Here is a 23,169-nt window from a genome sequence, read left to right as displayed (position 1 = left end):
CATCAGCGGTGGCCGGTGGAGAGACAACAAAAAACCCCCCGGCGAGCCGAGGGGTTCTGTGAATCCGTGGAGCGGAAATCAGCCGAGGCCGATCTGGGACAGGATGCCCTGGCCGGTCAGGAGCTCGGTGCCGAGGCCGATCACGATGCCCAGCATTGCCAGACGACCGTTCCAGGTTTCAGCGAAGTTGACGAAGCCGAAGCGTGCGTTGTCGGACATGGTGTGAACCAGGTGGATGTGCATCAATGTAACAAAGGTTGGAGTTTTGTTGCATGTGCTAAGGGCTACTCAATTGGTCCTTTGTCCCTCTTTCAAGGTTGTCGCCCGTCCGATCTGGGTTTGGTCCGGGCCGTCGGCAGCGCCTGGCGGGGATCCTCGGGCCAGGGGTGTTTGGGGTAGCGCCCTCGCATCTCCCGGCGCACTTCCTGGTAGCTGCCTTGCCAGAAGCCTTTCAGATCACGGGTGCGCTGCAGGGGGCGTCCGGCTGGTGAGAGCAGTTCCAGCGTGACGGGAATGCGGCCATTCATCACGTGGGGGCCGTCGTCAGATCCGAACATCTCCTGCAATTTCACGGCGAGGATCACCTCGTCGGCGGTGTAATGCAGCGCGGCTTGCCGGCCGGAGGGGATCGGGATGCGGCGCGGCAGCAGGTCATCCAGCTGTTGCCTGAAGCTCCAATCCAGATCGCCCCACAGTGCTTCTTCCAAGGCTGTCGCGCTGATGTCACTCCAGCCCAGGCAGCCCTCCAGGCTTGGACCAAGCCAGGTGTCAGCCTGCGCCAGCAGGGTTGTCAGATCGCGACCAGGCCAGGGGACGCCCACCTGTTGGTGCATCCATGCCAGCCGTTGGCGCAGCTGATGGCTGCTGTCCGTCCAGGGCAGGGCATCAAGGCTGGCAATCTTCTTCAGCTGTTCGATCAGCAGAGTGCGGCACAGCCCTGCGGCTGGCGAAGGTTGTGGCGTTCGGCGCACCACCAATGCCCCCAGTTTGAGCTGGCGTTCGGCACGGACCCGCTCGCGTTCGGGATCCCAGCTGGCCTCGTCATGCCAGTGGCCATCCTGCTCAGCGATGCTCTCCAGGGCGCCCTGACTCAGGGCCACGGCCATCTGGATCCGCGTGTCCCGGCCGCCCATGTCGACCCTGGCGACGGCCAGGGCTGGACTGCCCTGGAGCGGATCCCAGGGCAGCAGGGTTGCTCCGCGGCCTTGCCGCAGCTGATAGCGACCGACCTGGCCTGGACGCTGTTGCGCCAGCCATTCCGGAAAGGCCGCCAGGATCAGCTCGCCAGCATTGACGGAAGCGTTTCGCTCCTGGGGTGAGGCACCCAGTCGATTCAGTTGGCGGCGAAGTTGCTGGCTGAGCGTTCGCAGGGATGGATGGCGCTGGATGGTGTTGAGCCGGGCCTCGAGATCGCTGCCGATCTGGCGGCGGTCAAAGGGATCCCGTTCACTGAGGATGGCCGCCAGATCACACCCCAGCTGGGGGGCGCCCTGTTCATGGGCCTCCAGCAGCAGCATGCCGAGACGAGGGTGAACGCCGAGGCCGCCGATCAGTCGTCCCCGTTCGCTGATGCGGCCGTCCTGCTCCAGCAGGCCGAGCTGTTGCAGGCCGTGCTGTCCCTCCTGCATGGCTGCTGCGGGAGGAGGGTCCAACCACGGCAGCTCTTCCCCCAGCCCAGCCCCCCACTGGGCCAATTCCATCAACACGGGCTGGGGATCGGCCAGCAACAGTTCAGGGGGGTGAAAGGGTGGCCGTCGCTGTTGCTCTGCCGGTGACCAGAGGCGGATGCAGCGGCCCGGGCATTGCCGCCCTGCCCTGCCCCGGCGCTGCTCTGCACTGGCCAGGCTGGAGACGGCGGTCTCCAGGCCCTCCATGCGGGTGTTGGGGTCGTAACGCAGTTGACGGCTGAGGCCGCTGTCAATCACCAGGCGCACCCCATCGATCGTGAGGGAGCTTTCGGCAATGGCGCTGGCAAGGATGATGCTGCCGTCCTGGTTTGGGTCGCAGCGCTGCAGGGCTGAACTCTGCTGCTGCAAAGGCAGTTGACCGTGCAGCGACTGAATCTTCCAGTTCTGCAGGGAAGGGGCGGCCGTCAGGGTCTGCCTGCAGCGTTCAATCTCCGCCAGCCCCGGCAGGAAGACCAGAACACCGCTGCCCTGCGGTTGGTCGAGTGCGTGTTGCTCGATGGCCCGTAAAACCTGCTTCGGCAGGGGTTCGTCCGGCCGTGGTGGTTGATGGTGGGTGTCTACCGGGTAACAGCGGCCCGGGCTTTCCAGCACCGTCGCTTCGGGGAGCCGTTCCCTCAGGTCGGACAGATCCAGCGTGGCCGACATCAAGATCACGGCGAGATCTTGATTCAGCAGAGGCCTCGCCTCGCGCAGCAAGGCAAGGGATAGGTCCGCATCGCGCCCCCGCTCATGAAATTCATCGAAGATCACGCACCCCACCCCAGCCAGCGAGGGGTCGCTCTGCAAGCGCCGCAGGAAGAGCCCGTCGGTGATCACCTCCACCTGGGTGCGGCCTGATCGCTTGTGTTCCCCGCGCACGGAATAACCGATGCGCGCACCGATGTCTTCTCCAAGGCTTGCAGCAAGGCGGGCGGCGGCAGCTTTGGTGGCCAGCCGCCGCGGCTCGATCATCCAGATTTTCTGATGCTCGTCAAAAATGCTCTGACCTTCCGACAGCGCCCCGATCAGTGCCAGGGGGACCCTTGTGGTCTTTCCTGCCCCGGGCGGTGCCTGGAGCAGAACTGTTTGGCCTGGGCGGACCGCAGAACAGATCTGCTCCAACAGGGCGTCGATCGGGAACTGGCTCAAAGCGGTGTTGCCGCTCGATTCACGGGATGAGATTCATCAGGCCGAAAAGCATCAGGCTGCTGATGGCGCCAACGGCCGCCAACAGCCGCACAAGCGGGCCGATCGAAACAACAAGGGAGGCCATGAAGACTTTCTTAAAGGCCGGATTGATTCCGGTCTAGCCCCCTTGTCTGTCGCGTCGCTGCATTCATTCGCACGCCTTTACACAACCCGCCCTGCTGGATCAACGCACGTGGCGGGTCCCATCCACGGGGTGGTACTCCTCTCCAGTGAGCTCTTCAAACACGATGGCCGGCAGGCCGGTCTCAAACATGGTCTGCAGTGCTTCCTTGAGATAGGGGTTCCAGCCTCCGGTGCTCACCTGGCCGTGGCGGACGGTCCAGTCCCAGGTGCCCTGAAGGTCGCGGGGGATCCGGCCTTCCCGGTCACGACGGGCCACCAGATCAAGAGATTCCACAAGTCCCACGGTGATGGGGGCCTTGCCGTAGGCCGGTGTCAGGCTCAGTTCCAGGCGAACGGGGTCTTCTTTCATCAGCCGAAGCCGGAAGCGGGGAGGCAGCTTGAGGCCCTTGATGACCGCGGCAACGATGCGTGTTCTCTGATCCACTCAGGCGACCCCTGTCGACTCCAAGCGTCCAATTTATTCAGTGCCGGGTCCAGCGGCCGTCGAGGCATCGTCATCGTCACCGCCAAAGCGCACCGTCAGCAGGGCTTCTTCCGTGATGCGTCCCTCGCTATCCAGCAGTTCCGGGTGGACGGTGACTTGGCCGGTGCGGTCGTTCGGAGCGTTGCTGGGCGCGCTGTTGATTGGACCACTGGCAGCGCGGAACCCTTTGCTCATCACGCGGAAGGCCTGCCACAACAGGGCCACGAACAGCGCTCCGTAAATGAGGGGAAACAGCGAACCGAGCATGACCCTCCGACCCAGCTGAATGTCTGCATCCTCACGCTATCGGGACCCCGGTCGCATGTGGTCACAGCTTTGACATGGAACGTGGCTGTTTTTGGATCTGCTCTGCGTAGCGTCGAGGCAGCCGATCGCCCTGAAGCTGTGGTCAACTCCCCGTCCCGCTCGCTTGTCGCCTCTGCTTTGGCGGGGGGATTGCTGGTGGCCGGCGTGTCGTCGCTTCCCTTGATCGTTGGCCTCGAGCAGGCCGAGGCCCGCCCGGCGATCCGTAGGGACTCATTCGTTGCAGCCGCTGTCAAGCGCAGTGGTCCGGCAGTGGTCAGCTTGGAGACGGCCAGGACCGTCAATCAGTCCAGTGTTGCCGGTGTGCCGCCGGCCCTGATGCAGGACCCTTTGTTTCGCCAGTTCTTCGGCATCCCCCGCTCCACAGCCCCGCGCTCAAGGGTGCAGCGCGGTCAAGGCAGTGGAGTGATCTTCGATGCCAAGGGCCTGTTGCTTACCAACGCCCATGTGGTGGAGGGGGCGGATCAACTCACCGTGGACCTCTCCGATGGCAGGAGGGTTCCCGCCCAAGTGGTGGGCAAAGACAGTCTCACCGATCTCGCGGTGGTGCGCCTGGACGGCCCCGGGCCCTGGCCTGTCGCGGATCTGGGGGATTCCGACCGGCTCAGCGTGGGCGACTGGGCGATTGCCGTGGGCAATCCCTTTGGCCTGGAGAGCACGGTGACTCTGGGAATCATCAGCAACCTCAACCGCAACGTTGCTCAGTTGGGCATTTCCGGCAAACGTCTTGATCTGATTCAGACCGACGCGGCAATCAATCCCGGTAACTCGGGCGGGCCACTGCTCAATGCCGACGGTGAGGTGATCGGCATCAACACCCTGGTGCGATCAGGGCCTGGGGCAGGTCTGGGTTTTGCCATCCCGATCAATCGGGCCCGCGCCATCGCCCAGCAGCTGGTGGCCAGCGGCAAGGCCCGTCATCCGGTGATCGGCATCCGTTTGTCGCCGGTCCCTCGGCCCACCCCCACATCCCCGGTGCCGCCAGGTGCGGTGATTCGTGCGGTCCAGCCTGGAGGCCCGGCGGACCGCGCCGGGCTCAAGGTCGATGATGTGATCACGCGATTTGATGGCGAGGCTGTCGCTGACCCCGCTGCGGTGGTCAGTGCCATTGAACGCCGCGGCGTCGGTGCCACGGTTGCGCTTGAGGTGAAGCGTGGTCAGGAGCTGGTCACGATTGACGTCAAGCCAGTCGATCTTTCGGCTTTGACTCCTGGCTGATGCTGCGGGCTCAGGCGTCGTCGGCGTCCCTTAGTTGTTCAACGCATTGGGTGATGCAGTCGCCATCGTCGAGTGAGCAGGTGGTGATGCACTGGAAATAGGTTTCCACGGCGTCCCAGGTCTGTTCATGGGGTGCCGGACCGGGGGCTGTTGAACCGCCAACGGGTTCGCTGTTGCCGGGGCCGGGAACCATGCTCATCGGGGCTGTGGGTCAGTTTTGTCAGCCTATGCAGATGAAATCTGCAGGTAAAGAGAAATGAGTCTTCCTGCCTAAACCTGTGTGAAGTTTTCTTTGTGCGGCCTTCTGATCCCAGTCAGGCCGCCTTTTTACGGCGGGCGTCCCGTGCCTTTTGCTTCTCCTTGTTGGCCTTCCGCTTGGCCTCCCGTTCTGCAGCCAGTTCTTTCTCCTTGGCGGCTGTCCTTTCCTCTTCTTTTTTATCGAGGTAGTAGTTGTAATCCCCGCGATACATCACCAGCTCTCCGTCCCGCAGTTCCACGATGCGGTTGGCCACGCGGGAGATGAAATAGCGGTCGTGGGAGACCAGCAGTGCGGCTCCTTCGTAGGCCATCAAGGCGTCCTCGAGCATCTGCTTGGCGGGGATGTCGAGGTGGTTGGTGGGCTCATCCAAAACCAGCAGATTGCAGGGGGTGAGCAGCATCAGGGCCAGGGCCAGGCGGGCCTTTTCTCCCCCACTGAGCTTCCCGACTTCTTTGAACACCGTGTCGTTGCTGAAGCAGAAACTGCCCAGCAGCGAACGAACCTGGGTCTGGGTCCAGTCGGGAACCGCTTCGTACATCGTGTCGATCACGGTCTTGGACAGGTCCAGGGCTTCGGCCTGGTTCTGTTCGAAGTACCCCGCAATCACGTTGTGCTCCCCGAGCCGGGCACTGCCTTCATCGGGGGTTTCAACCCCCATCACCAGCCGCAGCAGAGTGGATTTGCCCGCACCATTGGGGCCGACGAAGGCAATGCGGTCGCCCCGCTCCACCTCCAGCTCAGCACCCAGGAACAGAATTTTGTCCCCATAGCTGTGGGTGAGGTTGTCGATCAGGGCAACCTGGGCTCCGGAGCGTGGGGCAGGCGGAAACTGAAAACTCGGCCCGGCCACGGATTCGATCGGTGCCTCCACCCGTTCCACCTTGTCCAGCTGCTTCTCACGGCTTTTGGCCTGGGTGCTGCGGGTGGCACTGGCGCGGAAGCGATCGATGTAGGCCTGTTGCGTGGCGATTTCCTTCTGCTGCCGTTCGAAGGCCGACTGTGTGGCCTCCCGCTCCAGTTGCTTCTGCTCCAGGTGGGCGGTGTAGTTGCCGAGGTAGCTCCGGGACACCCCCCGTTCGGTGGAGACGATCTGATTGCAGACCCGGTCGAGGAAGGTGCGGTCGTGGCTAATCACCACAAGGGCTGCGCTCTGCTCCAGCAGGTAGTTCTCCAGCCACTGGATGGTCTCGACATCCAGATGGTTGGTGGGTTCGTCCAGCAGCAGCAGATCCGGTTCCTGCAGCAGGATTTTCCCCAGGGCGATCCGCATCTGCCAGCCCCCGGAATAGTCCTTCACCTGCAGCTCAGCGCTCTCTGGGGTGAAGCCGATCGTGGGCAGGAGCTTGTCGATGCGGGCATCGAGCTCGTAGCCATGCAGCGCTTCGAAACGGCTTTGCAGCTTTCCAAGTTGTTGGATCAGCTCGTCCAGATGATCGGGGTCCTCCGCTGCCCGTTCGGAGCCCATCGCCTCTTCCACCTGCTTCTGCTGGTTCATCACCTCGGCCGCTTCGCCGAAGGCTTGAAACAGTTCCTGGCGCACCGTGCGCTCCAGGTCCACGTCGAATTCCTGCTGGAGGTAGGCAATGCGGGGCTCCCCCTGCCGAACCACCTGGCCGCTTGTGGGCTCTTCGTGTCCGGCGATCAGACGCATCTGGGTGGACTTGCCGGCGCCGTTCACCCCCACCAGGCCGATTCTGTCTCCGGGTTTCACCTCCCAGGTCACGGCGCGGAGCACTTCTCCCGTGGGGTAGATCTTGCTGACGTTTTCGAGTCGCAGCACCGGCGGAAGGCGTGATGCCCCCCATCATCCCTGTCGGCAAACTGGTGAGGGTTCCCGGAGGCTGGTCGCCGTGCTGAAACTGGAGCAGCTGGCCGCTCTTGTGGTGGCCGCAGGTTTGGCGATTGTGAGCTATCTGCTCTTCTTCAGTTGGGCCGGAGGCGGCGGCTACGAACGCCGTCAGCGCACTGAGCCCCAGGCGTTTCTGACGTCCGGCCCTTCCGAGTTCAAAGACCGCCTCTCGCCTTGACCATCCAGCGCTTGCTGTCGTCGTCGTCGAGGCTGGCCAGATGCTCGCGCACCTCCTGGGTTGTGACGGGTAGCCCCATCTGGTCGCCCAGGCTGCAGATGCTGGCCATGGCGCCGCTGGGATCCTGCAGCGCCTGACGGAATAGGGCCTGGGTTTGCTCCGGATTGCTGCTGATTCGGGCGTACAGCGATGCGGCGTTCGAAGTCATCGCGAACTGGGCTACTGCTCGAACGCTATTCAGGGCCGAAGCTCTTGTCAGGCGGCTTGTTCGATGCCGTCATCGTGCTGCCCCAGGGCCGAGGCGTCCTTCATGCTGCGGGCATCCATGCACAGCACCTTGCGCAGTTGGGCGTAGTTGGCGGCCTGGGTGCTGCGCCCTTCCTGGGAGGCGCCGTATTCGGCCCGTTGCAACACGTGGTGCAGGTGTGTGAGCAGATAGGTGCTGATCACCGCTGACACCAGCACATCGCTGTTTTCAGCACTGCGGCGGGGGCGTCGGGACCGAGCGCGGGAGCCGGCTGGGCTGCGACGAGGGCGTGGTGTGGCTTGGGTCATGGGGTACTCCGAGGAGGACCAATGCCCCCACCATAGTCATGGTTACTACCCTTGACCATCTCTGTACACTTTTCAGTAGCAGAGCCCCTGCCTGGGGATCCGGTCGTGCCCACCCGTCAGACCTCATCCAGCGGGAAGCCCAAGTCCCCGAGAATTCAGGTGGTTCTGCCTGAAGATCTTTGCGCGCGTCTCACGGCGATGGCGGAGCTGGAATCCCGCACGGTGAGCAACATGGCGCGGGTGCTGATCCAGCAAGGCGTACAACGCCATGAGCAGGAGTTGGAGGCGTCCGTACCGGCCCCGACCCGTGAGGAGCGCCTTCGGTCTGCCCTGGAATCACAGCAGCCACGCCGTCTGCGGGGCGCTCCCCGGCGCTTGCGCTTGCACAGGCCCGGTTAGGCCGGATTCACCCGCACCCCGAGCACGGCTTCCCTGCTGGCTCCGGTGACGGCAGGGACATTGCCGGGATGCCTCCTTTCGTGCCACCAGGCCAGCAACGCGAAGACCAGGGCTTCTCGGGCTTCCGTCGGCACCCCCAGACTGCTGCTTTCATCGAGCTGCGCGCCTCGGCAGCGTCGCCGCAGCTCATGGATCAACACCGGGTTTTGGCTGCCGCCCCCGGCTGTGATCAGTTCGATCGGTGCGATGCCAACGCTCTGGCGCAGGTGCTCCAGATCCTGGGCAACCACAGCCGCGGAAAAGGCCGTCAAAGTGGCGATGGCATCTGCCGCTGAGGCTCCACCGAGTTGTTTCAGGCGCCGGTTGAGGTCGGCCTGTCCGAAACACTCCCGTCCCGTGGATTTCGGAGGTGCCAGCTGGAAGTACTCCTCCTCGAGCCAGCGCTGGATCCAGACCTCATCCGCATGGCCCTGCGCTGCCATCGCCCCACCCTGGTCGAAGCTTTGGGCGCCATTGGTGAACTGGCGCATGCCCAGGTCGATCAGGCTGTTGGCTGGTCCGCAGTCCCAGCCCAAGACCGCGGCATGGCGGTCGTTTCCACTGCAGGGGGGGATCAGGGTGAGGTTGGCAATGCCGCCCAGGTTCAACAGTGCCCGCCAGCCCTGCGTGCTCCCCAGCAGTGCCGCATCGGCCCGGGGCACGAGCGGTGCTCCCTGCCCACCAAGCGCCAGATCAGCGGCGCGGAAGTCATGCACCACGGGCCTTTGCAGCCGATGGGCCAGCAGTGGGGCCTGCAGCATCTGCCAGCTGGCCCCTCGTGCTCCTTCGGCCGCGGGGCGGTGCCAGACGGTCTGGCCATGGCAGCCGATCAGCTCAGCTTTGGCATCGGGGTCGCAGGCCAGGGCCGCCTCGGCTTGCACCTCCGTGATGGCTTCGGCCAGCTCCAGCCAGAGGGCAGCCGGCATCGGTGCGCCCTGGCCGGCTGCCACCACCTGCCGCTGCAGTTTGAGCGGATAGGGCTGATGGTGGTGGCGAAGCAGGGACCACTGAGGACGCTGGGGTGGGCCGTCGAAGCGCGCCAGCACGGCGTCAACACCGTCAGCACTGGTTCCGCTCATCAGCCCGAGGCAGTGCATCGGCTCAGTTTTTGGGTAGCCGCTGCAGGTCGTCCACCAGTCCCATCACCACAAGAAGGTGCCCCTCCTCCAGCACGTGGGAGGCGGGTGGGTTCACCATCAGGCTGCTTTGCGGTCCTGCCGCCAGCACGTTCACCCTGAAGTTCTTGCGCAGATTCAGATCCCGGAGCGAGCGGCCCACAAACGGTTCAGGAACCTTGATCTCCTCGATGCAGTGCTGTTCATCCAGGGCCAGCCGTTCCATCAGGTTGGGGCGCACCAGCTCCAGCCCCAGACGCTCCCCCTGCATGCGCGAGGGAAAGATCACCCGGTCGGCCCCCACCCGCTTCAGCATTTTTTCGTGCAGATCGCTTGTTGCCCTCGCGATCACCTGGCGCACGCGGCTGCCCTCGCTGTCTTTGGCGATCAAGGTGGCGGTGATGCTGGCCTCGATCGGTTCACTGATCGCCACCACCACAGTGCCCATGTCGAGCACGCCGGCTTCCCGCAGGGCCTCTTCGTCGGTGCAGTCCACGACGCGGGCCTCCACGCTGGGCTCCACCTGACGCAGTTCATCCACCGCCCGCTCTGAGCGGTCCACGGCCAGCACATCCGCTCCGTTCTGGAGCAGTTCCCGGCAAACGGCGATGCCGAAACGGCCCACGCCGATGATCGCGAAGCCGAGTCTCTCGCTGCCCTGCGCTGGGCTCCACTGCCACCACTCCTTCATTGCTGCCTCCCCGGCTGATCGCGCTCAGACATACAGATCCTCGCTGGGGTAACCGATTCGATTCTGGCGATTCATCTGGATTTGTTCCTGGGTCATCGCTTCCCAGATCGCACTCAGCAGCAGCAGGATCCCCAGCCGTCCCACAAACATCCCCACCATCAGCACAGCCTGACCGAAGCGGGGAAGTTCAACGGTCACCCCCAGATCCAGCCCCACCGTGGCGAAGGCGGAAATGCAGGTGAACAGCATTTCCATGAAGGTGAACGAATCCTTGCCGTTCAAATTGCTGGCGATGCTGATCAGCATCGCCATGGCCATCACGAACAGGAGGGAGCCCACCGTGATGCCAACGGCCCGCAGCACCACCTTGTCGTTGATGGTTCTGTTGCGGATCACGACCACCTCCCGCCCCCGCAGGGTGGAGCGGGTGGCCGCCATCAAGGCGGCCACTGTGGTGGTTTTGATCCCACCACCGGTGCCGCCAGGGCTGGCACCGATGAACATCAGCACCATCAGCAACAGCAGGCTGGATTCGGTGACGGTGTCGAGCGAGAGCGGCACGGTGCTGAAGCCGGCGGTGCGTGCCGTGACTGATTCGAACAAGGCCGTGAGCCAGCGCTCGGACCACGGCATCCCTGCGAAGATCTCGCCCTGGTTTAACCATTCCGTCAGGGCCAGTCCCCCAGCTCCGAAGGCGATCAAAAGCATGCTGGTGCGCAGCACCAGCCGTGAATGGAGGCTCAGACGGCGGCGGCTTCGCCGCCTGGGCAGCAGCTGCGTGCTCAGATCGCTGGTCACCCGCCACCCCAGGCCGCCGGTCACGATCAGCAGCATCACTACGGCATTCACAACTCCGTTGCTGCGGTAGCGCTCGAGGCTGTCGCTCCAGAGCCCGAACCCCGCGTTGTTGTAAGCCGAGATGCTGTGGAACACCGCCGCCCAGAGGCGTTCTCCGTGGTTGGGGATGTCATCGAAGCCGAAGTGATACAGGATCACAGCCCCCACCAGGATCACCAGCGTCGCCGTCAGGGCAATGCCACGAAACGTGCGCCCGACGCCTCCCACACCGAATTCATCCAGGGCCTGCCCCCGGTCCAGCCGGCGTCGCAAGGCTGTCCCCTGCACCACGAAGCCCTGGAGAAACGTGGTGATGGCCATCAAGCCAAGGCCCCCCGCCAGGATCATCAGGGCCAGCACCGCCTGGCCGAAGGTCGTGAGATCTGTGCCGATGTCGATGATCGACAGGCCCGTCACGGTGATGGCGGATGTGGCGGTGAACAACGCTTCCCAAAGCCCAACGCTGCTTGAGGAGCACAGGGGAGTGGCCAGCAGCAGGGTGCCGATCAGCACCACCAGCAAGCCGGTCACCACGGTGAACTGGGGAACCGTGAGCCGACGATGCCAGCCCTGGCTGCGTTCGATGGCCCTTCCGATCGGCACAGGCGCGCGCGAGATCTGACCAGTGTTGTTCAGGATCCGCCGTAATGCCAGAGGATCAAGGCCGGCACCAGAACGGTCATGATCACCGTCAGGCCGAATCCGTAGCGGGTGACATCCAGAAAACGGTAACGACCTGGGCCGAACACCATCAGATTGGTCTGATATCCCACGGGGGTGAGAAAGGACTGACTGGCACCGAACAGCACTGTGATGAGTAAGGCGGTGGGAGATAACTGCAGGGACGGAGCCAGTTGCACCGCCACAGGCGCAAGCAGGGCGACTGAGGCGGCATTGCTCATCACCTGGGTCAACAGCGTGGTGCCAATGAAGACCACCATCAAGGCTGCATAGCTCGGCCAGCCCGCTAGCCCCTGCTGGAGCATCAGGGCGAGGGCATCGGCCAGTCCCGTGCTCTGCATGGCGACACTGAAACTGGTGAGGGACCCCAACAGCAGGATCACGTCCAGCCGGATCGAGCGCTGCAGTTCACCAAGGCGAAGGCAGCCGGTGGCTACCACGCTCACCATGGCCAACAGCACTGCGGCCACAAGGGGCATGGGGGTGAGACTCGGCAGCAGCAGCATGGCCAGGGCGATGCTGACGGCCACGGGCTTGCGCCGCACGGTGGGGAGGTCATCCTCCAGTCGATCCAGCACCAACAGGTCGTTGCTGGCCTGAAGGCCGCGGATGGAGTCGATCGGGGCCTGCAGCAGCAGCACATCGCCCTCACGCAGGATCACTTGGCCAAGGCGTTCCTGAACAGTTTCCTGGCCGCGGCGAAGGGCGAGCACCGTGGAGTTGTGGCGTTGCCGGAACCGCAATTCCCGCAAGCTGGCGCCGGCCAGCGTGGAACCAGCCGGCAGCAACACTTCCACGGTTTTCTGGCCGCTGGCTTCTTCGGTGTTCGCACTGAATCCAGCGTTCTGCCCCTGGGTGGTGAGCTGAACGGTGTGATCCTGCTGGAGACGCAGCAGATCCGGGCGGGTGACCCGCAGCAGCAGGCGATCGCCCGCTTCAAGGCGCCGGTCTGCCAGGGGGGGCAGCAACCTCTCCCCACCGCGTTGCAGCTCCAGCACGTCCACGTCGAAACGGCGCTGCAGCCGACTGTTCAGCAAAGAGTGGCCCACCAGCTCCGAGTCGGGGGGGATGCGCACTTCTGTGCAGTAACTGCTCGTTTTATTGGTGTTGCCCAGGTCATCCGTCGTGGCACCACGGTCCGGCAGCAGCACTTTCGGAGCCATCACCAGGTAGAGGGCGCCGGCCAGCCAGACCGGCAGGCTGATCAGGGTGAAGCTGAACAGATCGAGGGAGCCATAGCCCAGTTGTTCGCTGATGTCGCTCACCAAGAGATTCACCGAGCTGCCCAGCAGGGTGAGGGTGCCCCCCAGAACCGTTGAAAACGACAACGGCAGCAGCACCCGGGATGGTGAGATGCCGCGCCGTTGGCACCAGCCCTCCACCACGGGAAGCAGTGATGCCACCACGGGCGTGTTGGGTACAACTCCCGATACTGGCGCGATCACGAAGGCCATTAGCGCGATCAGACGGCGCGAGGAACGGATCCGCTCTGAGGCGATCAGGGCCCTCAGGCGATCCAGGGCACCGCTTTTGAACAGGGCTGCGGAGACCGGAAACAGGCCCAGAAGGGTGATCAGTGCAGGACTGCCGAACCCCGCCAGGGCCTCCTGGGGATTGAGCACCCCGGTGGCGATCAGCAGGCTCAGGCTCAGCAACCCGGTGAGCTCCGGGGCAATCACTCCGGTGATGAACAGCACCACCGCCAGACCCAAGACGGCCAGGGTGATCAACGCCTGAGGGTTCTGAAGAGCGCTGCTCAGCTCGGCCATGGCGGCGAATCGCCGGTCGTCAATTGCGGCGATTCTGCCCCGGGATCAAAAAATTGCTCGCGCAACCACTGCTGTAGGCCCTCCAGCCCATCCCCCCGCACGGCCGAGAGAAACAGGGCATCGGGGTCCCGCTGGTGAATCGTCTCGATCGCAGTCGCCTCACAGCGGTCGATCTGATTGGCGATCACCCGGCGCAGGGCGGTGCTGCCGAGCTCATCGAGCAGGCGATGCACCGTGTCCAAGTGGCCTTCCCAGTCGGGGTCAGCAAGGTCCACCACCAGCAGCAACACATCGGCGTCCAGTGCTTCCTCCAGCGTTGCGCGGAAGGCTTCCACCAGTGGGGCGGGGAGATCGCGGATGAACCCCACCGTGTCGGTGAGCAGCAACCGTTGAGGGCGTGCGCCAGGGCAGGGCAGGTCGAGTTTGCGGGTGGTGGGGTCCAGGGTGGCGAACAACTTGTTCTCCGCCAGCACACGGTCACTGGCCCGTTTGCCGCACAAGGCATTGAGCAGGCTTGATTTTCCTGCATTCGTGTAGCCCACAAGCGCCACCCGCGGCAGACCGCGCCGTTGATCCCGCAAGCGGCTGCGGTGGGATTGAAGTTGGCGTTGATCGCGAAGAAGTCGTTCGATGCGTCGGCTGATGGCCCTGCGGTCTTTTTCCAGCTGGGTTTCCCCTGGGCCGCGCGTGCCGATGCCGCCGCCCTGACGCGACAGGCTGCTGCCCCGTCCCAGCAGGCGCGGTAACCGATAGCGCAGTTGAGCCAGTTCCACCTGAAGCCGCCCTGCCGCACTACCGGCCCGCTGGGCAAAGATGTCGAGGATCAACTCACTGCGGTCGGAGACAGGGCAGCTGAGCAGCCGCTCCAGATTGCGGGCCTGTACGGGGGTGAGCTCCCGGTCGGTAATGACGAGGGAGGCCTGGCAGCGGCGGATCTCGAGGGCCGCTTCCTGCAGTTTTCCGGAGCCCCAGATCGTCTGGGGATTGGTTTGGCCCCGGCGCTGGCTGGTCCGGGCCACCGGTTCGGCACCGGCACTGCGCACCAGGCCTTCTAGCTCAGCCAGATCCCGCTGGTCGCGCCGTTCATTGCCACTGATCAGCGTGAGCAGAAGCACCCGCTCGTCTCCGGCCGCAGCGCTGCTGTTCTGCAGTTGGGGTTCGTCCGGTGTGAGGAGGCAAAGGTCCCGAAGGTCGCCCTGTTCAAACGGCCTCCAGCCATCGGCTTGCGACGGGTCCGGGATCAGGAGCTCGGCAGGGCGAGCTCCATCGGCGGCTGGGCACGGTGCAAAGCGCAGCCAGTGTCGAGGAGCGATGTCGAGGGCGACCACAGCGTCGCGGGGATCGTGGGGCAGCCCTTTGCGAGCGAAAGGGCAGCTGATCAGTCGCCATCCCCCGCTGCTCCGCCGAGGGGTTGCCGGCAGATGCTGCAGCAGCGAATCGCTGCCGTTGAGAGGCCCCAGCCAGAGCAGGCGGCAGAGACCACGGCCGTCCAGCACCAGATGCAGTGGCATCTCTAGATCAAGCACCAGGTCGGCCAAGCGTTCGAGGCTCAGCAGATCGGCGCCGCAGTCTTCAGGATGGCGCCGATGGCTTAATCGCTCCAGTTGCCGTTGCTGGCTGGGGCGCAGACCACGGCAACGCCCGCCGAGGTGGGATTGCTTCAACGGTTCAGCAACCAGGCGCCTGCAGAGCGCAGACCCAGGGAGAGCCCTGGCAGACGGGTGAGGTAGGTGGCTCGTCGCAACTGGAAGGCCAAGGGGCCAGCCAGTGTGAGCCCCATGCCGGTGAGGGTGGCGTCACCGACACCGAGGCTGAGCATTTCGCCTCGGTCCTCGAATTCAAAGGGTTGTGGTTCTTGCTCCATGCGCAACGTCTCGATGGCTGCGGCTGTGGCATCGCCCTGTTGCATCGCCACCTGGGCGCTGGCGGGCCATGGGCTACCAGGCCGGGCTGAGAGATCCCCGAGGGCGAATGTGTTGGCGCTGCCCACCAGGCGCAGGTCATCGTCAACGGCCAAACGCCCCCGTTCCAGCACAGGTGTGGGTGAGATGGGGGGGATGGAGGGGCTGCTTCCTGCCGTCCAGACCAAACCTGCGTGAGGCAGAACAGCACCATCGGCAAGAACCGCGGTGCTGGATTTCACTTCGCTCACGCTGGTGTTGAGTTGGACCACCACCCCTTTGCGTTCCAGCGCGGCCTGGGCCCGCTCACGATTGAAGGCTGTGCTGCCGGGAAGGATTTCATCGCCCATCTCCACCAGTCGAACGCTGGCAGCACCGTCGATCAGATCCGTCAGCTTGCAGGCCAGCTCCACGCCGGTGGGTCCCGCGCCAACAATGATCAGTCCGGCCGCTTCACCCCGTTGCTGGTGCAGGTTGTTCAGCCATTGCTTGAGGCGGCTGACATCGCTGAGGTCACGGAAGCTTGAGCTGTGCTCCTTGACGCCTGGAATGCCGAAATCGTTTGCTTTCGAGCCCGTCGCCAGCACCAGTTGTGACCAGCCCAAGCGGTCTCCGGAGGCCAATTCGATGCTCTGGCTGGTTAGATCGACACCAACAACGCTGTCTTGGATCCAGCAGATGCCGTTGTTGAGCAGTTGGTCGTAGCGGGGGGCTACTTCCCAGCCTTGAAGTTCATCGCTGAGCAGTTCGTACAGCAGCGGTTGAAACAGAAAGCGATCCCGCGGTTCGATCAGAACGATGGGGCAGTTGGGCTGTCGTCGCTGAAGAGCAAGTGCCGTGAACAGTCCACCGAATCCACCGCCAACGATCACCACGGCATCCGATGGGGACGAGGGTGAACGCATGAAGGGATCTGCTGGTACACGAACGATAGGAACCACACCCGGTCCCACGACAGGGGAAGATGGCGTGATGAAGGAGGCTCCTGGGGCCATGGTGTCCATGGCGGTGCAAAACGAGTTGCTCGAAGGGCGCAAGCTGCTGGAGTCGATGGAGCCGCAGCAGCGTTTGGCCTGGGGATTGGAGCAGTTCGGGGAGAACTTCGCTCTCACCACAAGTTTTGGGATCCAATCGGCTGTGCTTCTGCACATGTTGAGCACCCTCCCCGGGGGTGATGCTGTGCCGGTGATCTGGATCGATACCGGCTATCTCCCTCCTGAGACCTACACCTATGCCGCTCAACTCACCCAGCAGCTCAGGATTCGTCTGGTGGTGAGTCAGAGCGAGATGTCCCCGGCTCGGATGGAGGCCCTGCACGGGCGGCTCTGGGAGTCCGGTCGCGTGGAAGACCTGGAGACCTATCACCGGATTCGCAAGGTTGAACCCTTAGAGCGTGCGCTCAACGATTTGGAGACGCGCTGCTGGGCCAGCGGCGTGCGTCGAGGGCAGACCGATCACCGCCGCTCGATGACCGCCTTGGATCCGATTCGGGAGCGTTGGTCCCTGCGCCCCTTGCTCGAGTGGACGCAGCGAGACGTTTACTACTACATGCAATCGAACAACCTCCCCCAGCATCCGTTGTTCGAGCAGGGCTATTCCACCGTTGGCGACTGGCATTCCAGTAGCCCGGACGTGGGAGATCTGAGTGGCCGCGACACCCGCTTCGGTGGGTTGAAGCAGGAGTGTGGAATTCACGTGCCCCAGGAGGTCAATGAAGGGCTGATGGGCGAAGGCATCTGAGTGACAGGGTCTGAACGGGGCGGCGGTCGCGCTCTGCTGATTGGCAACAGCCGTTGGCATTGGGCTCAGCGTCAAGACCACGATCTACGTGTCGATCACGGGCCTCCTGAACCTGGTCGCATCGGGAACGACCCTCCGGTCTGGGCGGCGGTGGGTCCGGTGCCCGAGTCGCTCATGGCCCACCAGGATCTGCGCATTCGCCTTGAGGATGTGCCCTTGCCAAAGGCTCCTCCTTGGTTGGGTGTGGACCGAGCTCTCGGGGCTTGGATGGCTTGGCGCTGCAGTCAGGAGCAACAGCTCGACTGTTCCAGGGGGTTACTGCTCGTGGATGCCGGCACCGTGTTGAGCCTCACCCGGGTGACGGCGGACGGTTGTTTTGGAGGTGGCCAGCTGATCCCGGGCTATCGGCTCCAACTCCAGGCCATGGCCGAGGGAACCCTCGGCTTGCCATCAACCCCTGAGGTGCCCAATAACGACGCTTTGCAGGAGGTGTTTCCACAACAGACCGTGGCTGCCATGCAGCGCGGTGTGCTCGAGGCGATGTTGGCCTCCATTGCAGCGGCTCAGCAGCACGCCCAAGGCTTGTTGTGGATCTGCGGTGGTGACGCTGCCCTGTTGAAGAAACATTGGACCGGTGCAACGAAGTTGTTGCAGCTGGAGGGTGATCTTCAGTTGCAAGCACTGCTGAGCCTGGGTGCTGGGCTCAGCTCAGGCCGAGATCGCTGATCAATGTGTCGGCCATGGTGGCCGCTTTCACCTTGAGATAAATCCGCTCCAGTTTTCCTTCTTCATCAATCAGGAAAGTGTGGCGCATCATTCCCATGTATTCGCGCCCCATGAATTTCTTCAGCCCATAGCTTTCGTAGAGGTTGGCGACGGCACAGGGCTCCTCATCGGTGAGCAGGGTGAAGGGCAGCTCGTGCTTGTTGATGAATTTGTTGTGGGAGGTGGCTCCGTCCTTGCTGATGCCCAGAACGGTGATGTTGTTGGCTTTCAGTTGCTCCCAGCGATCGCGAAAGTTGCAGGCTTCTTTGGTGCAGCCTGGGGTGTCGTCTTTGGGATAGAAGTACAGAACAACCTTCTTCCCGCGCAGTGAAGCGAGGCTGATGGAATCACCGTTTTGATCGGGAAGGGTGAAGTCGGGGGCGGCGTCGCCGATTTGCAGGCTCACGGAAAGGGCTTGAATAGTGGCGGCAGCGTACGGCCCTTAGGACAAGACTGTTCGTGCTGCCTACGTTGCAAGCAACCTGAAGCTGTTAGGCCATGGCGTCGCGGATCCGGGTCGAGCAAATCGCGCGCTCCCTGGCGGCTCTGGGCCTTTTGGCCATGGGCTTGAGCGCACTTGTTGCGCCGCGTCATGGGTTCTCGTTGGATCACGCTGTTCCTCAGTCGTCGCAGGTGAATCTCAGCCGGCTGCTGATGCAGCGCGAAATCACCCTGCATCAACGCAGCGAAGCCGAAACGCTGCTTAAGGAGTTCACCCTTGCGCAGATGACGCGCCATTACTGGGGTGAATTCGCAGGCTCGCTCCAGGATCTGGGCCTGTCTGCCGGACCGCAGTTGCTGGCGACGGTGGATCGCGACGCTGTTCAGACCCGTTTGTGGCTTGAGCCCCATCACGGCACGGAGGCCTACTTGGCAGAGGTGGCGCGCTCCGGAGGTCGGCTGCGGATTCACCACTGCCGAGGGGATCGGAAGGGAATAGGCGAGGCCGCGGCCGGGCATTGTCCGGATGGTTGGCAACGCATCTCCTTGAAGTGATCAGATCGTTCCACTTTGGGGTCCTCTTTAGGAACAAACTGATCTCCAGTGTTGGGTTTCAGGTGGATCTTTCTAGTTAAAGAGTTTTCACCCCACACATGCTTTCTAGATGGCCTAGTTCGGGAAATATCCCCTGACTTCTTGGTTTCGAGCAGGTCCAGATCGAGCTGAATTTTCGAGTCACGTGCGTCTCTTTTGCTGGAAGCTAGTTCTCTCAATGTTCCCTAATTCTTAAGCAATTAGGTGATGTCAGCGTTTCTTTTTTAGAGGGCTAGTTTTTATTTGACGTGCTCCTTGTAGTCCGTGTTTTCTCGTCTCGGCGTTGGCCTGCTGGCCGTCGCCTCCCTCGCTGCTCTGGCTGTTCCCGCTGGAGCAGGCACCAAGCGTCCCGTTCGCTGGAACACCGGTGGCGCCGTGTGGACCACCACATCCAAGGATTTCAAGGCTTTCTTTAAATCTGGTGAAATCAACGACCGTGCCCTGGATGCCGGCATCAGCAACTCCGGTTGGACTGCCGAGGAAATTCAGGAAGGCATGACCAAAACCTATGCCGTTGACATCATCGGGGTGTCCCGCTTCCTGTACTCCAATGACGGCGTCAAGTTCCTGAAGGATCAGACCCGTTCTTACTTCCCCTACTGGACGATGACGCCCACTTCCGTGGTGGCTCTGCGGTCCGCGATCATCGCCGACTCCATCGACGGTGAAATCTCTTCCGCCGGCATCATGGCTGAGCTGCCCGTGGACTTCCGTCTGGCTGACACCTGCGGCACCTACGACGGCACCCAGAACGTCTGTGCTCCCAACCATTGCGAAGGAGACGCCCAGTGCACCTCGCTGCTCTCCTGGTACGTGTTCCTGCCTGCCTGCATTCAGGCCAACTCCGTGCTGCCCGAGCCCGCTGCTCGCCCCGCCTACGTCGCTCCTGCCCGTCCCCTCTGGTGATCAGGCACTGAGCCCTTTGCCTTCAGCCCCGGCTTCGGCCGGGGTTTTTTTATGGCGTGCCTCGCTCGCCCTGGATCAGTTGATGGCGCATTGGCAGCCGTAAACCACCTTTGCCCAAGCCGTTCAACGTTCGGCGCAACTGCGTCAGCATCTCAGTGCTGATCTCCCCCATGGCCTCCCGGTAGGGCGACCCTTCGGCCAGCCATCGGTCAGCCAGTGCCGTGCCCCCTGGAAGCGAGAGATGTTCAAGCCACTCCTCACAACGGAGCTGCCAGCCGGCGTTCTTCAATAACTCCTCCGGCCGCTGCTGCCGCTCAAGCCATTGCTGTTCTTGAGCCACAAGATCGCTGAACAGCTCGGTTGGATCGTCGTCTTGCAGCAGTGCACCGGCGGGTCCCAGTTCGGCGCGGCTGATCAGCAGCCGTAAGCCTGTTGTTGGCTCGGCATGTTGGTTGATTGTTTTCAGTAGCGCCGTCCAGTTCTGCCCTTGCAGGTCGGCTGCGGCGAGCCGTCCTCCGATCCAGTCGAAGGCTTGGCTCGGTGGCAGAGCATCGAGGCTGCCGGTCAACAGGTCGGGCCGATGCTCCGGCTCGAGCAGATCCATCTGCGCTTCCAGCCGGCTGCGGTCGGCTTCGTTTTCGCAGAGCACGGTGACGCCTCCCTCCGGAGCAGCCCTCAATGGATCGAGAGCCCAGATCAGCGAGCGCATCCCCAGCAGCAGCACACGATCTCGACGGGTCCAGGGGATATCCCGCCAGAGCCGCTCGCGCAGGCGCTGCAGCCGTTCTCCTTCCTGCCCCAGTTGGCGCTGCACCCAGCGGTCCACGCCGGGACGTTCGGGTCCGCTGCTCAACAGCAAAGGCTGGTCGGCCGCCAGCTCCGCGGCCGCGGCGAGTTGGGCTGCCCGGCGTTCCGCCATCCGCTGGCGACGTTCCCCCTCCCATCCGAGTTGTCCGGGCTGCCAGAACACCTCGCCTTGCAGGGCTGTGGGGAGGTATTGCTGCTCCACCCAGTGTTCGGCGTAGGCATGGGGGTAGCGGTAGCCCACGCCATCGCCGAAGGCGGCTCCATCCCGGTTGGCATCGCGCAAATGCCCTGGTACGTCTTGTTTTTGCGCATCGCGCACGGTTTTGAGGGCATCAAAGAAGCCCAGAACGCTGTTGCTCTTTTCGGTGCCCGCCAGGTACAACGCGGCCTGGGCCAAGGGATACAGGCCCTCGGGCAGCCCCACCCGTTCGAAGGCCGCGGCACAGGCTTCCACCACAACGATGGCCTGTGGGTCGGCCAGGCCGATGTCTTCCCCCGCGGCAATCAGCATTCGCCGAAAAATGAAGCGTGGGTTTTCACCGGCTTCCACCATCCGCGCCAGCCAGAACAGCGCCGCATCGGCATCGGAGCCCCGCAGCGATTTGATGAAGGCGCTGATCGTGTCGTAGTGAGCATCGCCGTGCTTGTCGTAGAGCACGGCCCGCTGCTGAATCGATTCTTCGGCGATGGCCAGGTTGATCTGAATCACGCCGTCGCCATCGGGTTCGGAACTCTCCACCGCCAGTTCAAGGGCATTGAGCAGGCTGCGGGCGTCTCCTCCCGCCACATCAACGAGGTGGTTGAAGGCATCGCTGCTGATGGTGATGGAGCGGTCGCCGTAGCCCCGCTCGTTGTCCGTCAGGGCGCGTTGCAGCAGCCGTTGCAAATCCTCCGGCTCCAGTGGCAGTAAACGAAACAGGCGTGAGCGGCTGACCAGCGCCTTATTGACTTCGAAGTAGGGGTTTTCTGTGGTGGCGCCGATCAGGGTGACGGTGCCGTTTTCCACCCAAGGCAACAGCGCATCCTGCTGGGCGCTGTTGAAGCGGTGTACCTCGTCGATGAACAGGATTGTGCGCAAGCCATGCCGTTCAAGGCGTTGGCGTGCAGAATCAACCTCGATCCGCAGGTCTTTGACGCCGGCCAGTACGGCATTGAGGCTGCTGAAATGAGCGCGGGTGTGGTTGGCAATGATCCGCGCCAGGGTGGTTTTGCCGACCCCGGGCGGGCCATGCAGGATCAAGTTGCCAACCCGATCGGCCTTGATGGCACGGCGCAGGAGCCGTCCGTCGGCCAGGATCCCGCTTTGGCCTTCAAATTCCTCCAGCGTTCGCGGGCGCATGCGATCGGCCAGAGGGGCCAGCCGCCGCCGTTGTTGCTCACCGTGAAAAGCGAAGAGGTCCTGAGCCAACAATCCATCGGCGATACCCCAGTGTCCCTGACGTTCTCAATCAGTGCTTGAGCTGGGACATATCGAACGTTTTCAGAGTGCCTGTTTTCAGCCCTGCAAACCTTTGCAGTCAGGCCATCAGGAACCCTGCATAATCCGGCAAATGCCCCTTTGCCGTGCGTCACCCGCAGCGACTTCTTCTCACCCTCGCGGCTCTGATCACGGTCAGTTCCTGCAAGAGCGAAGCGCCGAAGCCGCCGCCGCCGAAGGTGCAGGCCGTCTCCACCCAGCTGGCTGAGTTTACCGAGAGTGTTGACACCGTCAGCACGTTGGAGGCCAGCAACCTTGTCGAGCTCGCTGCCCAGTCGGGGGGACGAATTCTGGAACTGAAGATTCGCCAGGGTGATGAAGTTGCGCCCGGTCAGCTCTTGGTGGTGCTCGATCAGGTTGAGAAGAAAGCCAAAGCCGACAACGCCAAAGCCAATTACGAGCGTTACGTCTATCTGGCTGAGACGGGCGCCGCGTCGCAGAAGGATCTGGATCGCTACCGCACCCAATACATCTCAGCTCAGGCCGAGCTTGACTACAGCAATCTCACTTCACCCTCTGCCGGCACGGTTGCTGACGTGAATGTGAAGGTGGGCGATGTGATTCGGCAGGGCGAGGTGTTCACCAGCCTGGTGCAGAACAACGAACTGGAAGCACAAGTTGAGGTACCGGCGGTGTTCTCGACGCGTCTGGCCCTGGGGCAGCCGGTGCTGCTCAGTGCCCCAGGCAGTGAGGATGTGTTCGCAACTGGGCAAGTTGGTTCGATTGATCCCCGGATCAACAAGCAGACCCAGGGATTGTTGGTGAAGGCGGTCTTCCCCAACACCGATGGACAACTGAAGGATGGCCAGCGTCTGCGCACGCGGGTGCAAATCAAGGCTGAGCAACAATTGGCCGTTCCTTTCGCCGCTGTCACCCAGACCTCGGGTCAGAGCTTCGTCTTCCGCCTTGGCAGCTTTGAGGAACTCAAAGAGAATCCTGGCAAGGCGGATCTCGAGAAGCTCGAGAAGGGAATCAAGGCCGGCAAACTTCCCGCTGATGCCAAGTTCGTCCTGCAGACGCCAGTCACGGTGGGCGAACTGGAGAACCAGCTCTATCCGATCACCAAAGGCCTGGAAGCCAATCAGATGGTTGCCACAACCAATCTGCTCAACCTGAAACACGGCATGCCCGTGCAGGTGCAGCCCGCCAAGGCGAACTGAGG

At 63.0% G+C, this 23,169-nt stretch carries 24 protein-coding genes; 8 read left to right on the top strand and 16 right to left on the bottom strand.

Going from position 1 to position 23,169, the window contains the following annotated elements:
- Positions 1-78: 78 nt before the first annotated feature.
- The 4 genes from SynA1562_RS11230 to SynA1562_RS11215 form a co-directional block, all read right to left on the bottom strand.
- Positions 79-219 carry a chlorophyll a/b-binding protein gene (locus SynA1562_RS11230; RefSeq protein ID WP_011365253.1) on the bottom strand — a complete coding sequence of 47 codons (141 nt, stop codon included), beginning with the start codon at positions 217-219 and terminating at the stop codon, positions 79-81.
- 92 nt (positions 220-311) lie between these two features.
- A complete protein-coding gene (gene hrpB / locus SynA1562_RS11225) occupies positions 312-2,816 on the bottom strand; it encodes an ATP-dependent helicase HrpB (protein ID WP_186493918.1) in 2,505 nt (834 codons plus the stop codon).
- A gap of 223 nt (positions 2,817-3,039) precedes the next feature.
- On the bottom strand, positions 3,040-3,423 hold the full coding sequence (locus SynA1562_RS11220; RefSeq protein WP_186493917.1) for a hypothetical protein: 384 nt from the start codon (positions 3,421-3,423) through the stop codon (positions 3,040-3,042).
- Between the two features lie 33 nt (positions 3,424-3,456).
- Entirely contained in the window at positions 3,457-3,729 is a 273-nt protein-coding gene (locus SynA1562_RS11215; RefSeq protein ID WP_186493916.1) for a DUF2973 domain-containing protein, read from the bottom strand.
- A 102-nt stretch (positions 3,730-3,831) separates the two neighbouring features.
- On the opposite strand from SynA1562_RS11215, the gene SynA1562_RS11210 reads away from it, so the two are divergent.
- Entirely contained in the window at positions 3,832-5,004 is a 1,173-nt protein-coding gene (locus SynA1562_RS11210) for a trypsin-like peptidase domain-containing protein (RefSeq protein WP_370593287.1), read from the top strand.
- 10 nt (positions 5,005-5,014) lie between these two features.
- Here the strand turns inward: SynA1562_RS11210 and SynA1562_RS11205 are convergent, their stop codons facing one another.
- Positions 5,015-5,203, bottom strand: a complete 189-nt coding sequence (locus SynA1562_RS11205) for a hypothetical protein (RefSeq protein WP_006849805.1) — start codon at positions 5,201-5,203, stop codon at positions 5,015-5,017.
- Between the two features lie 115 nt (positions 5,204-5,318).
- Positions 5,319-7,043 carry an ATP-binding cassette domain-containing protein gene (locus SynA1562_RS11200; protein ID WP_186493915.1) on the bottom strand — a complete coding sequence of 575 codons (1,725 nt, stop codon included), beginning with the start codon at positions 7,041-7,043 and terminating at the stop codon, positions 5,319-5,321.
- Between the two features lie 70 nt (positions 7,044-7,113).
- Here SynA1562_RS11200 and SynA1562_RS11195 point away from each other — a divergent pair, with 70 nt between their 5' ends.
- Complete coding sequence (locus SynA1562_RS11195) at positions 7,114-7,290, top strand: hypothetical protein (protein WP_186493914.1); 177 nt, start codon at positions 7,114-7,116, stop codon at positions 7,288-7,290.
- On the opposite strand, the gene SynA1562_RS11190 is transcribed toward SynA1562_RS11195, so the two are convergent.
- Together SynA1562_RS11190 and SynA1562_RS11185 are read right to left on the bottom strand one after the other, a co-directional pair.
- Positions 7,268-7,498 (bottom strand): hypothetical protein, encoded by a 231-nt coding sequence (locus SynA1562_RS11190; RefSeq protein ID WP_011365248.1) that lies wholly within the window; start codon positions 7,496-7,498, stop codon positions 7,268-7,270. The two genes, SynA1562_RS11195 and SynA1562_RS11190, sit on opposite strands and share 23 nt — an antisense overlap.
- Before the next feature lie 47 nt (positions 7,499-7,545).
- A complete protein-coding gene (locus SynA1562_RS11185; RefSeq protein ID WP_186493913.1) occupies positions 7,546-7,845 on the bottom strand; it encodes a hypothetical protein in 300 nt (99 codons plus the stop codon).
- 105 nt (positions 7,846-7,950) lie between these two features.
- On the opposite strand from SynA1562_RS11185, the gene SynA1562_RS11180 reads away from it, so the two are divergent.
- Positions 7,951-8,244, top strand: a complete 294-nt coding sequence (locus tag SynA1562_RS11180) for a hypothetical protein (RefSeq protein WP_186493912.1) — start codon at positions 7,951-7,953, stop codon at positions 8,242-8,244.
- On the opposite strand, the gene SynA1562_RS11175 is transcribed toward SynA1562_RS11180, so the two are convergent.
- The 6 genes from SynA1562_RS11175 to SynA1562_RS11150 are packed head-to-tail and all read right to left on the bottom strand — an operon-like array spanning position 8,241 to position 16,182.
- A complete protein-coding gene (locus tag SynA1562_RS11175; RefSeq protein WP_186493911.1) occupies positions 8,241-9,380 on the bottom strand; it encodes an anhydro-N-acetylmuramic acid kinase in 1,140 nt (379 codons plus the stop codon). The two genes, SynA1562_RS11180 and SynA1562_RS11175, sit on opposite strands and share 4 nt — an antisense overlap.
- Positions 9,381-9,384: 4 nt before the next feature.
- A complete protein-coding gene (locus SynA1562_RS11170; RefSeq protein WP_115160742.1) occupies positions 9,385-10,089 on the bottom strand; it encodes a TrkA family potassium uptake protein in 705 nt (234 codons plus the stop codon).
- A 24-nt stretch (positions 10,090-10,113) separates the two neighbouring features.
- Positions 10,114-11,529, bottom strand: a complete 1,416-nt coding sequence (locus SynA1562_RS11165; protein WP_186493910.1) for a TrkH family potassium uptake protein — start codon at positions 11,527-11,529, stop codon at positions 10,114-10,116.
- Between the two features lie 29 nt (positions 11,530-11,558).
- Complete coding sequence (locus SynA1562_RS11160) at positions 11,559-13,376, bottom strand: SLC13 family permease (protein WP_186493909.1); 1,818 nt, start codon at positions 13,374-13,376, stop codon at positions 11,559-11,561.
- Positions 13,364-15,040, bottom strand: a complete 1,677-nt coding sequence (hflX, locus tag SynA1562_RS11155) for a GTPase HflX (protein ID WP_186493908.1) — start codon at positions 15,038-15,040, stop codon at positions 13,364-13,366. The genes SynA1562_RS11160 and hflX overlap by 13 nt, the downstream gene beginning before the upstream one ends.
- Positions 15,037-16,182, bottom strand: a complete 1,146-nt coding sequence (locus SynA1562_RS11150) for an NAD(P)/FAD-dependent oxidoreductase (protein WP_186493907.1) — start codon at positions 16,180-16,182, stop codon at positions 15,037-15,039. Before SynA1562_RS11150 ends, hflX begins: the two co-directional genes overlap by 4 nt.
- A gap of 67 nt (positions 16,183-16,249) precedes the next feature.
- Between SynA1562_RS11150 and SynA1562_RS11145 the strand changes: the two genes are divergently transcribed.
- Positions 16,250-17,017 (top strand): phosphoadenylyl-sulfate reductase, encoded by a 768-nt coding sequence (locus SynA1562_RS11145; RefSeq protein WP_186493906.1) that lies wholly within the window; start codon positions 16,250-16,252, stop codon positions 17,015-17,017.
- Entirely contained in the window at positions 17,018-17,743 is a 726-nt protein-coding gene (locus SynA1562_RS11140) for a type III pantothenate kinase (protein WP_186493905.1), read from the top strand.
- Here the strand turns inward: SynA1562_RS11140 and bcp are convergent.
- Positions 17,721-18,188, bottom strand: a complete 468-nt coding sequence (gene bcp / locus SynA1562_RS11135; protein WP_186493904.1) for a thioredoxin-dependent thiol peroxidase — start codon at positions 18,186-18,188, stop codon at positions 17,721-17,723. The genes SynA1562_RS11140 and bcp overlap by 23 nt on opposite strands.
- Positions 18,189-18,280: 92 nt before the next feature.
- Here bcp and SynA1562_RS11130 point away from each other — a divergent pair, with 92 nt between their 5' ends.
- Together SynA1562_RS11130 and SynA1562_RS11125 are read left to right on the top strand one after the other, a co-directional pair.
- A complete protein-coding gene (locus SynA1562_RS11130; protein ID WP_255445661.1) occupies positions 18,281-18,778 on the top strand; it encodes a thymidylate synthase in 498 nt (165 codons plus the stop codon).
- A 303-nt stretch (positions 18,779-19,081) separates the two neighbouring features.
- Positions 19,082-19,723: a protein phosphatase gene (locus SynA1562_RS11125; protein WP_186493903.1), complete on the top strand. Its 642-nt coding sequence runs from the start codon at positions 19,082-19,084 to the stop codon at positions 19,721-19,723.
- A 49-nt stretch (positions 19,724-19,772) separates the two neighbouring features.
- Here the strand turns inward: SynA1562_RS11125 and SynA1562_RS11120 are convergent, their stop codons facing one another.
- Entirely contained in the window at positions 19,773-21,938 is a 2,166-nt protein-coding gene (locus SynA1562_RS11120; RefSeq protein WP_186493902.1) for an AAA family ATPase, read from the bottom strand.
- A 155-nt stretch (positions 21,939-22,093) separates the two neighbouring features.
- Here SynA1562_RS11120 and SynA1562_RS11115 point away from each other — a divergent pair, with 155 nt between their 5' ends.
- Positions 22,094-23,167, top strand: coding sequence for an efflux RND transporter periplasmic adaptor subunit (locus SynA1562_RS11115; protein ID WP_186493901.1), 1,074 nt, complete (start codon positions 22,094-22,096; stop codon positions 23,165-23,167).
- Positions 23,168-23,169 lie beyond the last annotated feature (2 nt).

The sequence above is a fragment of the Synechococcus sp. A15-62 genome (genome assembly GCF_014280075.1).
In the GTDB taxonomy this organism is placed as follows: domain Bacteria; phylum Cyanobacteriota; class Cyanobacteriia; order PCC-6307; family Cyanobiaceae; genus Parasynechococcus.
The sequence above is the reverse complement of the archived record's forward strand: the minus strand, read 5'-3'. Positions and strand labels throughout refer to the sequence as shown.

Coding starts and splice junctions, on each gene's coding strand:
- SynA1562_RS11230 (WP_011365253.1), bottom strand. CDS start 219: ATGTCCGACAACGCACGCTTCGGCTTCGTCAACTTCGCTGAAACCTGG.
- SynA1562_RS11215 (WP_186493916.1), bottom strand. CDS start 3,729: ATGCTCGGTTCGCTGTTTCCCCTCATTTACGGAGCGCTGTTCGTGGCC.
- SynA1562_RS11205 (WP_006849805.1), bottom strand. CDS start 5,203: ATGAGCATGGTTCCCGGCCCCGGCAACAGCGAACCCGTTGGCGGTTCA.
- SynA1562_RS11190 (WP_011365248.1), bottom strand. CDS start 7,498: ATGACTTCGAACGCCGCATCGCTGTACGCCCGAATCAGCAGCAATCCG.
- SynA1562_RS11185 (WP_186493913.1), bottom strand. CDS start 7,845: ATGACCCAAGCCACACCACGCCCTCGTCGCAGCCCAGCCGGCTCCCGC.
- SynA1562_RS11175 (WP_186493911.1), bottom strand. CDS start 9,380: ATGCACTGCCTCGGGCTGATGAGCGGAACCAGTGCTGACGGTGTTGAC.
- SynA1562_RS11170 (WP_115160742.1), bottom strand. CDS start 10,089: ATGAAGGAGTGGTGGCAGTGGAGCCCAGCGCAGGGCAGCGAGAGACTC.
- SynA1562_RS11160 (WP_186493909.1), bottom strand. CDS start 13,376: ATGGCCGAGCTGAGCAGCGCTCTTCAGAACCCTCAGGCGTTGATCACC.
- SynA1562_RS11150 (WP_186493907.1), bottom strand. CDS start 16,182: ATGCGTTCACCCTCGTCCCCATCGGATGCCGTGGTGATCGTTGGCGGT.
- SynA1562_RS11145 (WP_186493906.1), top strand. CDS start 16,250: ATGAAGGAGGCTCCTGGGGCCATGGTGTCCATGGCGGTGCAAAACGAG.
- SynA1562_RS11130 (WP_255445661.1), top strand. CDS start 18,281: ATGGCGTCGCGGATCCGGGTCGAGCAAATCGCGCGCTCCCTGGCGGCT.